The organism is Pseudomonas sp. FBCC-B545, assembly GCF_059134095.1.
Genome location: NZ_CP101441.1, coordinates 4,276,094 through 4,288,143, shown reverse-complemented (window position 1 = coordinate 4,288,143; position 12,050 = coordinate 4,276,094). Strand labels below are relative to the sequence as shown.

Sequence of the window (12,050 nt, the reverse complement as noted above, 5' to 3'; positions counted from 1 at the left end):
AGGGCTCATTGATCCGATGAGCCTGGGTAAAGGATGTCTCCGTGCCCTTGGCCTTTGCTGTTTCAGCCCCCTGGTGTTCGCCGCTGACGTGCCGGGCAGCCAGGATCTACCTGCCGTGGCCCGCCAGGTTGACGCGCAGATCGTCGATTATCGTCCTGCCGAAGAAAAGGAACGCATCTACCCCATGGGCGCGATCCGCAAGATCAGCGGCCAGTTGCGCTCCGAGGGCCAGGCCACCGCGCGGGGCCAAGCCACTGCAATCACCTATGAACTGCCCGCCGAGCACAGTTCCAGCGCGGCCTTCACGGCAACGCGCGAAGCCTTGCAGGCCAACGGCGCGCAATTGCTGTTCTGGTGCCAGGCCCGCGATTGCGGCGAAAGCAGCCTGTGGGCCAATGAAGTGTTCGGCAACGCCAAGCTGGTGGGGGCCGATGGCCAGCAGGAATACCTGCTGCTGCGCCTGGCCGCCCCGCAGGACAATTCCCTGGTCGCGCTGTACGGCATCACCCGCGGTAACCGTCGCGCTTACCTGCATGTCGAGCAACTCGACGCCAGCGCGCCTTTGAGTAACCTGCTGCCGACCTCTGCCACGCTGTTGCGTGAACTGAAAAGCACCGGCGAGCTGGACTTCCCGGCGCTGGGTGCCGAACCTGACGCCACGTGGCTGACCTTGATTTCCCGCGGCCTGAACCTCGACGCCACCTTGCGCATCAGCCTGACCGGGCCCACCGCCGAAGCCTGGCGCCAGGGGCTGATTGATGCCGGCGTGCGCGCTGCCCGCCTGGAAACCGGCACCGGTGACGCTAAGGGATTGCACCTGCATCTGATACGCTGACCGTCATCAGGCGAACGGACCCGCGCCGTTCGCCTAAGCTCTCTTCCAATAGCCTTATTCTCGAGATACCCGATGCTCAATAACGATCGCCTGCTGGTGCAAATCCTGCTGCTGGTGCTGTTCGGTGCCAGCTTCTGGGTCATGGCGCCGTTCTGGTCGGCGCTGTTCTGGGGCGCGGTGCTGGCGTTTGCCAGTTGGCCGCTGATGCGTTTGCTCACGCGCTGGCTGGGTGGCCGGGAGTCCCTGGCTGCCGGCATCCTGACCCTGGGCTGGATGTTGCTGGTGGCAGTGCCGCTGGTATGGCTGGGGTTCAACCTCGCCGACCATGTGCGCGATGCAGTGGCGCTGATCAAGGATATCCAGGTCGACGGCTTGCCCGAGGCGCCGTCCTGGCTGGGTTCGATTCCGTTGGTTGGCGAGCGCCTGGCGGGAATGTGGGACAGTATCGATCAACAAGGCGCGGCGCTGATGGTCACCATCAAGCCGTACCTCGGCCAGGTCGGCAATTGGCTGCTGGCGCGCAGTGCGCAAATTGGCGGCGGCATTCTCGAGCTGACCCTGAGCCTGGTCTTCGTGTTCTTTTTCTACCGTGACGGTCCGCGCCTGGCGATGTTCGTGCACCGCTTGCTGGAGCGCCTGATCGGCGAGCGCGCCGGCTATTACATCGAACTGGTGGCCGGCACTGTGCAACGGGTGGTCAATGGTGTGATCGGTACCGCAGCGGCCCAGGCCCTGCTGGCCCTGATCGGCTTCCTGATCGCCGGCGTGCCGGGTGCGCTGGTGCTGGGTATCGTCACTTTCCTGCTCAGCCTGATCCCCATGGGCCCGCCGCTGGTGTGGATTCCGGCCACGGCTTGGCTGGCGTGGAAGGGCGACTACACCTATGCCGTGTTCCTGGGTGTATGGGGCACGTTCGTGATCAGTGGCGTGGATAACGTACTCAAGCCGTACCTGATCAGCCGTGGCGGCAACCTGCCGCTGGTGATTGTGCTGCTGGGCGTGTTTGGCGGCTTGATAGCGTTCGGCTTTATCGGCCTGTTTATCGGCCCGACCTTACTGGCGGTGGCCTACAGCCTGCTGACAGACTGGAGCGCCACTCAGGCGCAAGTCCGCCGCGAGGACAAACCCTGTAACTGAGGCGTTCAGGCGCGGGGCAGCCACATGACGGCGGTCAGCCCGCCACCAGGTGTCTCTTCCAGGCTCAAGCGGCCGCCCAAGCGCTCCGCCGCTTCCCTGGAAATCGTCATGCCCAGGCCGACGCCGCCGGAGTTGCGGTTGCGTGACCCTTCGAGTCGGTAAAACGGCTCGAACACCGCCTCACGCTTGTCGGCCGCAATGCCCGGGCCGTGGTCAATCACACGGATGACCAGCGCGTCGCGGCTGTCCGTCAGGACGATATGTGCCGTGCCGGCATAGCGCAGGGCATTGTCGATCAGGTTGTTAAGGCATGAGCGCAAGGCCATCGGCTGTACTTGCAACGGTGCACAGGTACCGGAAAATTGCACATCGCTGCCTTGGTCCTGGGCGTTTTCGCTGAGGGACTCCACCAGCGCCTGCACGTCGAGCCAGTGCCGTGTCTCGCTGGTGCGTTGTTCGTGCAGGTAGCTCAGGGTGGCATCGAGCATGCCGATCATGTCGTCCAGGTCCTGGCGCATCTGGCCTTGCAGCTGGGTGTCCTCGATCTGTTCCAGGCGCAGCTTGAGGCGCGACAGCGGGGTGCGCAGGTCGTGGGAGACCGCACCGAGCATGCGTGCACGCTGGCTGACTTGCTCGCGGATACGCTTTTGCATGAGATTGAAGGTCGACGCGGCCTGCCGTGCTTCGCGCGGGCCGGACTCCACCAGGGGCGGGCTGTCGAGGTCGATGCTCAACCGCTCGGCCGCTGCGCTCAGGCGCTGGATCGGCCGACTCAACAGCTTGGCACCGTACCAGGCGGCGATGATCAACGAGATAAATTGAAACGTCAGCGGTACCAACGGCCCACCAAACCAAGGGCGAGGTTCCTTGTGCAGTGGCTTGAGGGTGCCATCCGGTTGTTCGACGAACACCTCGGGAGGCGGGGGCGGTGGCCGGCCATAGTGGTGGAACCAGAAGATCGCCAGCACGTGGGCCAGCACAATGGCCACCAGCAATAGGCCGAACAATCGCCCGAACAGCGTATTGAGGGTGGCACGCATCAGCCGATATCCCGGGCATCGAACAGGTAGCCTTCGCCGCGCACGGTCTTGATCAGTTGTGGCGCCCTGGGATCATCTCCCAGTTTCTGGCGCAGGCGCGACACCAGCAAGTCGATGCTGCGATCAAAGGCTTCGATGGAGCGGCCGCGGGCGGCATCCAGCAATTGTTCGCGACTCAGCACACGGCGCGGGCGTTCGATGAAGACCCACAGCAAGCGAAACTCGGCGTTGGACAGCGGCACCACCAGGCCGTCATCGGCCACCAACTGGCGCAGCACACTGTTGAGGCGCCAATTGTCGAAGCGGATGTTGCTGCGTTGCTCGCTGCGGTCATCGCGCACCCGGCGCAGGATGGTCTGGATACGCGCGACCAGCTCCCGGGGCTCGAACGGTTTGGACATGTAGTCATCGGCGCCCAGTTCCAGGCCGATGATGCGGTCGGTGGGTTCGCAACGGGCGGTGAGCATCAGGATCGGGATATCCGACTCGGCGCGCAACCAGCGGCACAGCGACAGCCCGTCCTCGCCCGGCAGCATCAGGTCGAGCACCACCACATCGAAGGTCTCGGCTTGCATGGCTTGGCGCATGGCGGTGCCGTCGGTGACACCCGAGGCGAGGATATTGAAGCGCGCCAGGTAGTCGATCAGCAGTTCGCGGATCGGCACGTCGTCGTCGACAATCAGCGCACGGGTATTCCAGCGCTTGTCTTCGGCGATCACCGCGTCTTTTGGCTCTTCGGTTACGGGGGCGGAGGGGGTATGCATAGTGCGATCATCTGCCTGGGTTGTTGCGGTCAGCATAGGCGCCCGGTTCCAAGCCTGGAAGTACCGGGCGGGCGGTCACGTGCGCGAGGCTAGGCCCACGGCGTGTTGAGGGCGTGTCGAGTCTGTACCAGCTTTGAAACAATTGCCCGAAATGGCGTCTCCCGGGCGTTTGATCAGTATTTACCGATCATCGGATCCCGCAACCGCGCTGCTTGCGCTACAATCCGCGCCGATTTCGACTTGCCTGAGAGCCCATTCCAATGTCCGTCTGCCAGACTCCTATCATCGTCGCCCTGGATTACCCCACCCGTGACGCCGCACTGAAGCTGGCTGACCAGTTGGACCCCAAGCTTTGCCGGGTCAAGGTCGGCAAGGAACTGTTCACCAGTTGCGCGGCTGAAATTGTCGGCACCTTGCGCGACAAAGGCTTCGAAGTGTTCCTCGACCTGAAATTCCACGACATTCCCAACACCACGGCGATGGCGGTGAAAGCTGCGGCCGAGATGGGCGTGTGGATGGTCAATGTGCACTGCTCCGGTGGCCTGCGCATGATGAGTGCGTGCCGCGAAGTGCTGGAACAGCGCAGCGGCCCGAAACCGCTGTTGATCGGCGTAACCGTGCTGACCAGCATGGAGCGCGAGGACCTGGCCGACATCGGCCTGGATATCGAGCCCCAGGAGCAGGTCTTGCGGTTGGCGGCCCTGGCGCAGAAAGCCGGCCTGGACGGCCTGGTGTGCTCGGCCCTGGAAGCCCAGGCCCTGAAGAGCGCCCACCCGTCGTTGCAACTGGTGACGCCGGGTATTCGTCCGGCGGGCAGTGCCCAAGATGACCAGCGCCGTATCCTGACCCCGCGCCAGGCGTTGGATGCGGGCTCCGATTACCTGGTGATTGGCCGTCCGATCAGCCAGGCGGCGGATCCTGCCAAGGCGTTGGCTGCAGTGGTTGCCGAGATCGCCTGATACTCAAGTGAGCACTGTAAAAAATGTGGGAGGGGGCTTGCCCCCGATGACCATGGGTATCTACACAACTGTGTAGCAACCGACGGTAACCATGATGCGCAGCGAGTCGCTCTTGATGTCGATCTGCTTTTGATCTTGATCTTAGGCGCCCCGTCAAACCACGCTGGCCGGAATTCGACGGGGATTTGGGGGGTACCGGCAGGGATGCCGGTTTAGCCGCCCCGCGCCATGGATGACGCGTGGCGGCGGCCCCCCAAATCCCTGTCGGATTACGGGCACACCGAGCCTAGGCGAGGTGCCGATTGGTGGGGCAAGAGCCCTTTGGCTACTTTGGGGCTCTTTTCCAAAGTGACCCGCTGTAAAAGCGGAACCCTAAGTGGCCGTTGCCCAAATAACGGATATGTACTCGGTCTGATCCAACATTCTGGTCGGCTGTCAGGCCGCCATCGGGAGCAAGCCCCCTCCCACATTTGGATCGTAGAGTATCAGTTAGATAGCGGTCGGCTGTCAGGCTCCAGGGAGAGCAAGCTTACTTCCCAGGGGGGCAAATCCCCTCCCACATTTCGATCTGCAGTGTGTCAGCTGACTTTTAGAACCAACTTGCCAAAGTTCTCGCCGTTGAACAGCTTCATCAGCGTTTCCGGGAATGTCTCCAGCCCTTCGACAATATCTTCCTTGCTCTTGAGCTTACCCTGGGCCATCCAGCCGGCCATTTCCTGGCCGGCCGCCGCGAAGTTTGCCGCATGGTCCATCACTACGAAGCCTTCCATGCGCGCGCGATTGACCAGCAATGACAAATAGTTGGCCGGCCCTTTGACGGCTTCCTTGTTGTTGTACTGGCTGATGGCACCGCAAATCACTACGCGGGCTTTCAGCGCCAGGCGGCTGAGCACGGCGTCGAGAATGTCGCCGCCGACGTTATCGAAATACACGTCCACCCCTTTGGGGCATTCGCGCTTGAGAGCCGTGGGCACGTCTTCGCTTTTGTAGTCGATGGCGGCGTCAAAGCCCAGTTCATCCACCAGGAACTTGCACTTGTCGGTGCCACCGGCAATCCCCACCACGTGGCAACCTTTGATCTTGGCAATCTGCCCGGCGATGCTGCCCACGGCGCCCGCGGCGCCGGAGATCACCACGGTGTCGCCGGCTTTCGGCGCACCGGTCTCCAGCAACGCGAAGTACGCGGTCATGCCGGTCATGCCCAGGGCCGACAGGTAGCGGGGCAGGGGCGCAAGCTTGGGGTCAACCTTATAGAAGCCACGGGGTTCGCCGAGGAAATAATCCTGCACGCCGAGGGCGCCGTTTACGTAGTCACCCACGGCAAACTTCGGGTTGTTGGAGGCGATCACTTTGCCGACGCCCAGGGCACGCATCACTTCACCGATGCCGACCGGTGGGATGTAGGACTTGCCCTCATTCATCCAGCCACGCATCGCCGGGTCGAGGGACAGGTATTCATTGCGCACCAGCACCTGGCCATCGGCGGGCGTACCCACCGGCACTTCCTGATAGGTGAAGGTTTCCCGCGTGGCCGCGCCGACAGGGCGTTTGGCGAGAAGAAATTGGCGGTTGGTCTGGGCGGTCATGGCAAGGACTCTTTAGAAATGGAACCAAGAGTGATAGACCTTCAGTGGCTGGAGGGCAAGATATCCGTGGGAGACGAATGCCCGTCGATAGGCCTCACTGATAATCAGCCGGGTGACGTTATCACTGCGATCCATGCAGCGCCAACCGGCCTTCTGATAGTGCTGACGCGTTGCTCCCGGTGTTGGCTAGACTCGCTCCATCGCTACTCCTCCCATAGGACGCTTCCCATGAGCATGACGTTTTCCGGCCAGGTCGCCCTGGTGACCGGCGCCGCCGCTGGTATTGGCCGTGCCACCGCGCTGGCGTTCGCCGCCGAAGGCTTGAAGGTGGTGGTCGCCGACCTTGATGTGGCGGGCGGCGAGGGCACGGTCGCACTGATTCGAGAGGCCGGTGGCGAAGCGCTTTTTGTGCGTTGCGATGTCACGCTTGAAGCCGACGTGCAGCAACTGATGGCGCAGACCGTCGCCACCTACGGGAGGCTCGACTACGCTTTTAACAACGCTGGGATCGAGATCGAGAAGGGCAAGCTGGCCGATGGCAGCCTGGACGAGTTCGACGCCATCATGGGGGTTAACGTCAAGGGCGTGTGGTTGTGCATGAAGTATCAATTGCCGTTGCTGCTGGCCCAGGGCGGCGGGGCAATCGTCAACACGGCGTCAGTAGCGGGGTTGGGGGCGGCGCCGAAGATGAGCATCTATGCCGCGTCCAAGCATGCGGTGATCGGCCTGACCAAGTCGGCGGCCATTGAGTACGCGAAAAAGAAGATTCGCGTCAACGCGGTCTGCCCGGCAGTCATTGATACCGACATGTTTCGTCGTGCCTACGAGGCTGACCCGCGCAAGGCCGAATTTGCTGCGGCGATGCACCCGGTCGGCCGCATTGGCAAGGTCGAGGAAATCGCCAGCGCGGTATTGTACCTGTGCAGTGATGGTGCGGCGTTTACCACCGGCCAGGCGCTGGCGGTGGACGGTGGTGCCACGGCGATCTAGGACTTCATCTCATGGACTATTCGAAAAGTGAGTGGGCTGCTGTGAGGGGTTTCCAGAGCTGGCAAAGTGCCTTGTCCGAATATGTATCGGAAGGTAAATAATTCAATAAAATCAATACTTTAATAAATTTTGGCGACGGGCTTTAACCGGCTTCTGTGCTTAACTGTTTTAGGTTTACAGACAGTTGAAGTGAGTGGCTCATGGATTTAGGGATCGATCGACAAGCCCTGGTACCGGTGGTTCAGCAAATCGTCAGCGCAGTGGCGGAATGGATTCGCAAGAATGGGGTGAGCCCCGGAACACGCTTGCCGTCCATTCGGCAATTGGCCCTCGACAACCTGTTGAGCCAGTCCAGCGTGATGGAGGCATTCGAACGGTTGGTGTCCCAAGGCCTGCTGGCCTCGCGGCACGGTTCGGGGTTTGTGGTGGCGCAGCCGCCGGCTGCCGACGAAAATCACTGGTACGAAGGTGCAGAACAGGTCTGGGGCGCCTTTACCGATAGCCCGTTGGGCGAGCTGAAGCTGGGGTGCGGCTGGTTGCCCGATGCTTGGCGTGAAAGCGATGACATCAGCTATGCGATCCGCGAAGTCAGCCGTACCGACACCGCTGCCCTGTTCAACTACAGCACGCCTTTGGGCCTGCCGGCGCTGCGCGAGCAACTGCTCAAGCGCCTGACTCAGATCCATGTGCCCACCAGCCTGGACCGTATCCTCACCACCCATGGCGCCAGTCATGCCCAGGATCTGTTGATACGCACGCTGCTCAAGGCCGGTGATGAGGTGGTGGTCGAGACGCCGGGATACGGCAATCTCTATCGTCAATTGGCCTTTCAGGGTGTCAGGCTACTAGAGGTGCCACGCACCAGAGGCGGCCCGGATATCACAGCGTTGGAAGTGCTGCTGCAAACCCATCGCCCCAAGTGCCTGTTTATCAGCAGCCTGTACCACAACCCCACCGGCACCAGTCTGTGCCGCCGGGTCGCGGAGCGTTTGCTGGAGCTGGCCCGGGATCACGACTTTCTGATCATCGAGGAGGACGTCTACGGCGACCTGCAACATGCCAGCTGCACGCGCTTGTCGGCGTTGCCCCATGGCGACCGGGTAATCTATGTCTCGAGTTTTTCCAAGACCCTGAGCAGCGCCTTGCGCGTGGGCTACCTCTGTGCCAGTGCCACGACCATTACCCAATTGACCCATCTCAAGACCCTGACGGGAATCGGCACCTCGCGCTTTGCCGAAGCCATGGTGGCGACGTTGTTGAGCAACGGCACTTACCGCAAGTGGGTGCAGCGCCTGCGCAAGCGGTTGAACGCGCAGATGGCCGCGACGTTGCAAGTGTTGGAAGATGAGGAGTGGCAGGTATTTTCCGTGCCCGCTGGCGGTATGTTCCTGTGGGCGCGACCTGGCTTGGCGGACCCCTCACGCTTGCAGGCGTGCGCCCGACGCCTGGGGGTGTTGCTGTCGCCGGGAGGGTTGTTCAGCCCGACGGGTGAGCGCAGCGAGTGGCTGCGTATTAATGTGGCCTATGCGGCTGATCAGCGGGCATTGGCATTATTCCGTGCCATGGGCGCAACCAGATCGACCTCGACCATTCTGAAAACGACGAGCATGTAGCTTTTTGCCATTATTCCGGCGTCAGCCGCTTGTGCTCAGTACCCATGGGTTGCCAATCTCACTGCTTGTAAACCTGGCTTATGGCATCGGCCATCGCAAGAGGATTCAAGGCAATGATTTCGGGCGTGCAACGACGTTTCGCCAACCTTGGTATGGCAAAAAAACTGGGCTTGGGCTTCACCTTGGTACTCCTGCTCACGGCGCTGGTGGCGGCGATAGGTGTGTGGTCGCTGCAAACCGTCGGCCAGCGTTTTGACGGGCTCACGAGCATGTCTTCGCTCAACAGCGGCTTGCTCAAGGTGCGCTTGATCGAGCAGGACTACGCACTGCACGCCGACTCCAAGGCCGTTGACGACCTGCATGCCGGTGTCGAGGCGCTGGCGGCGCAGGCCGCCAGTCTCAAGGCCCGGTCTGCAGCCAACGAGCAGGTGATGAGTGACGTTGAGCAGGCCTTGGCGGCGTACCGCAAGGCGTTCGATGAGTTCGTCGAACTGAACCAGACCAAGGACCTGGCGCTGGAAATGGCCAGTTGGTCAGTGTCCAGCGTGGCGAACAACCTGGATGTGTTGCAAGCCGGCCTGGCGGACGACGGTGCCTATGCTCTCAAGGAAAGCCAAGGCAAGGAGGGTGCCGAATTTATCGAGCAGGCGGGGCAGGTCAGCCAGGTGTCGCGCTTGATGCTGCAAGCCATGGACGAGGCGCGGGTGCGCCTGGACCAGAGCCGCAAGGCTGACGCCGATGCCGCTGAGCAGGGCAAGATCGAGCAGGCCGACCAGGCGCTGGTTGAAGTCGAGAAGCTCAAGAGCAGCGTCAAGGACCCCGGCTACCAGACCGTCCTGAACGAAGTCTCCGGGCACATCGCGTCATTCAGTGAAAAACTCGGCGAGTACACCGGGCTGCTGGCCCAGGAGAAAGTCGTCTATACGCAACTGCACGACCGCGCCGAGCACGTGGTCAGTCGCGTCAACCAAGCGTATGCCGCCGAAGACCAGTCCATGCAGGCACAGTTGCAACACAGCGCGATGCTGATTATCGGCTCATCCGCCCTTGCGTTGCTGGTGGGCTTGATCGCTGCATGGGTGATAACCCGGTTGATCGTGGCGCCGCTGCGCAGCGTGATCGCCGTGGCCCAACAGATTGCCGCGGGTGACCTGAGTGGACGCATGGAGGTCAGCCGCCGTGATGAAATCGGCCAATTGATGCAGGCGATGCAGCAGATGGGCAGTGGTTTGAGCCAGATCGTGCGCGGGTTGCAGGCCGGTATCGAACAACTCGCCAGTTCCGCGCATTCGTTGTCCAGTGTCACCGAGCAGACCAACCTCGAGGTCAGCAGCCAGAAGGAAGAAACCGAGCAGGTCGCCACCGCGATGAATCAGATGACCGCCACCGTGCATGATGTGGCGCGCAACGCCGAGCAGGCCGCCCAAGCGGCGCAGACGGCGGATGACAAGGTCGACAGCGGCCAGCAGGTGGTGCGTATGAGTTTGCAGCGTATCGAATTACTGGCGGCGTCGAGCAGCAGCGCCAGCGCCAGCATCGAGGGCCTCAGTGCAGAGATCCAGAATATCGGCACTGTATTGAGCGTCATCAACAGCGTGGCCGAACAGACCAACCTGCTGGCCTTGAACGCCGCCATTGAAGCGGCGCGTGCCGGTGAACAGGGCCGTGGCTTTGCCGTGGTGGCCGATGAGGTGCGGGCACTGGCCAAGCGCACCCAGCAATCGACCGAGGAAATCGAGCGGCTGGTCAACACCTTGCGCAGTGCGGCGCAGGCGTCGGTGCAGCAGATCCAGCACAGTGGCGAACTGGTGAAGCAGGCGGTCGGTGATGCCCTGGAAACTGAAAGCGCCTTGGGTAGCATTGCCGCTGCCGTGTCACTGATCCAGCAGATGAACCAACAGATCGCGGCCGCCGCCGAGGAGCAAAGCTCGGTGGCCGAAGAGATCAACCGCAGCGTCACCTGTATTCGTGCCAGTGCCGACCACTCGGCGTTGAGCATGCAAGGCAACGCGGCATCAAGCCTCCAGCTGGCGCAGTTGGGGGTAGAGCTCAAGGGGATGGTGGGGCATTTCCGCCTTTGATCGCAGCGACGGCGCTGCGATCAATAGACAGGGTGATCAGGCGTGATTGGCGAGGAAGGTCAGTAGGGCTTCATTGACGAATTCCGGGTTCTCGCGGCTGGAAATATGCCCGGCCTCGGGGATCAGGATCAGGTCGCAGCCAATCAGGTCGGCCATTTCCCTGGACTCTTCGGGCGGCCGGGGTTTGTCCTGCTCGCCGCACATCACCAGGGTGGTGTCGGAATCCAGGCGTGGCAGTTGCGCCAGGATGTCTTCGCGACTAAAGATCAAGCGGCCCAGGGGTACGATGCTTTGCAGCAGTTGCTCCTTGGAATAGCTTTGCAGGGACTTGCGAAAATCCTGGTACAGCGCCGATTCGCGGTCTATGCCCGGGCGGAAGAAGATCGGTGCGATCACATCCAGCAACGGTTCAGGGATCACGCCAGCGTCTTCAATCATCTTGAACAGCGAGAAATAGTACTGGCGCGTCGCTTCGGGTTCGGCGCCGAGGTAGGTGTCCATCAGCACCACGCTGTTGATGCGCTCGGGAGCCTGCAATGCCAGGCGTGCGCCCCACATGCCACCGACCGACAGGCCCACCAGGTTGATCTGCTCGATGTCCAGATGGTCGAGCAGTGCCAGGGCCTGGCGAGCCAGGCCATCGAGGGACTCGGTTTGCGTCGGCAGCGTGCCCGACTCGCCATGGCCCCACAGCTCGGGGACGATCACCCGGTATTGCTGCGACAGCGCTTCAATCTGCGGCGCCCACATGTCGCTGGCCCACAGGTAGCTTGAACCTAACAGGACGACCGGGCCGGTGCCCTGGTCAAGATAGTGCAGCGGTTGTCCATCAATCACGGCAACAGGCATAACAGGCCTCTAACTTCACGGAGTGAGGGGCACTTTTTTACGCTAGTTGTGGGTGGGGGGATAGGTGCAAAGTGATGGCCTGTGGGGTGAGGGCGCTATCCAACTGATGCGCCGCGATCCAAATGTGGGAGGGAGCAAGCCCCCTCCCACATTTGGATCGTCTTACACCAGGTAAATCGCCCTTGCTCCATGTTAT

General features: G+C 61.8%; 10 protein-coding genes and 1 pseudogene. 7 read left to right on the top strand and 4 right to left on the bottom strand.

Going from position 1 to position 12,050, the window contains the following annotated elements; translation table 11 throughout:
• The first annotated feature begins 16 nt into the window (after positions 1-16).
• Both NMB39_RS19810 and NMB39_RS19805 read left to right on the top strand, forming a co-directional pair.
• Positions 17-835, top strand: coding sequence for a DUF4892 domain-containing protein (locus NMB39_RS19810; protein WP_494340183.1), 819 nt, complete (start codon positions 17-19; stop codon positions 833-835).
• 72 nt (positions 836-907) lie between these two features.
• Complete coding sequence (locus NMB39_RS19805; protein ID WP_057014078.1) at positions 908-1,972, top strand: AI-2E family transporter; 1,065 nt, start codon at positions 908-910, stop codon at positions 1,970-1,972.
• Positions 1,973-1,977: 5 nt separating this feature from the next.
• Here the strand turns inward: NMB39_RS19805 and NMB39_RS19800 are convergent, their stop codons facing one another.
• Entirely contained in the window at positions 1,978-3,012 is a 1,035-nt protein-coding gene (locus NMB39_RS19800; protein WP_306957512.1) for a sensor histidine kinase, read from the bottom strand.
• Positions 3,012-3,776 (bottom strand): response regulator, encoded by a 765-nt coding sequence (locus NMB39_RS19795; protein ID WP_494340184.1) that lies wholly within the window; start codon positions 3,774-3,776, stop codon positions 3,012-3,014. Before NMB39_RS19795 ends, NMB39_RS19800 begins: the two co-directional genes overlap by 1 nt.
• 260 nt (positions 3,777-4,036) lie before the next feature.
• On the opposite strand from NMB39_RS19795, the gene pyrF reads away from it, so the two are divergent.
• The gene (gene pyrF, locus NMB39_RS19790; protein WP_494340185.1) at positions 4,037-4,735 is read left to right on the top strand and encodes an orotidine-5'-phosphate decarboxylase; all 699 of its coding nucleotides are present in this window, start codon (positions 4,037-4,039) and stop codon (positions 4,733-4,735) included.
• Positions 4,736-5,313: 578 nt separating this feature from the next.
• Here the strand turns inward: pyrF and NMB39_RS19785 are convergent.
• The gene (locus NMB39_RS19785; protein ID WP_057023539.1) at positions 5,314-6,321 is read right to left on the bottom strand and encodes an NADP-dependent oxidoreductase; all 1,008 of its coding nucleotides are present in this window, start codon (positions 6,319-6,321) and stop codon (positions 5,314-5,316) included.
• Positions 6,322-6,549: 228 nt separating this feature from the next.
• On the opposite strand from NMB39_RS19785, the gene NMB39_RS19780 reads away from it, so the two are divergent.
• The 4 genes and pseudogenes from NMB39_RS19780 (at position 6,550) to NMB39_RS19765 (ending at position 11,005) form a co-directional block, all read left to right on the top strand.
• A complete protein-coding gene (locus NMB39_RS19780) occupies positions 6,550-7,311 on the top strand; it encodes an SDR family oxidoreductase (protein ID WP_057023540.1) in 762 nt (253 codons plus the stop codon).
• Positions 7,312-7,511: 200 nt separating this feature from the next.
• Positions 7,512-8,924: an aminotransferase-like domain-containing protein gene (locus tag NMB39_RS19775; protein ID WP_057023541.1), complete on the top strand. Its 1,413-nt coding sequence runs from the start codon at positions 7,512-7,514 to the stop codon at positions 8,922-8,924.
• Between the two features lie 80 nt (positions 8,925-9,004).
• A pseudogene (locus tag NMB39_RS19770) lies at positions 9,005-10,096 on the top strand (HAMP domain-containing protein); the annotation flags it as partial.
• Positions 10,088-11,005 (top strand): methyl-accepting chemotaxis protein, encoded by a 918-nt coding sequence (locus NMB39_RS19765; RefSeq protein ID WP_414896212.1) that lies wholly within the window; start codon positions 10,088-10,090, stop codon positions 11,003-11,005. The pseudogene NMB39_RS19770 and the gene NMB39_RS19765, both read left to right, overlap by 9 nt.
• Positions 11,006-11,041: 36 nt before the next feature.
• Here the strand turns inward: NMB39_RS19765 and NMB39_RS19760 are convergent, their stop codons facing one another.
• Positions 11,042-11,854 (bottom strand): alpha/beta fold hydrolase, encoded by an 813-nt coding sequence (locus NMB39_RS19760; RefSeq protein ID WP_057023543.1) that lies wholly within the window; start codon positions 11,852-11,854, stop codon positions 11,042-11,044.
• Between the last annotated feature and the right edge of the window lie 196 nt (positions 11,855-12,050).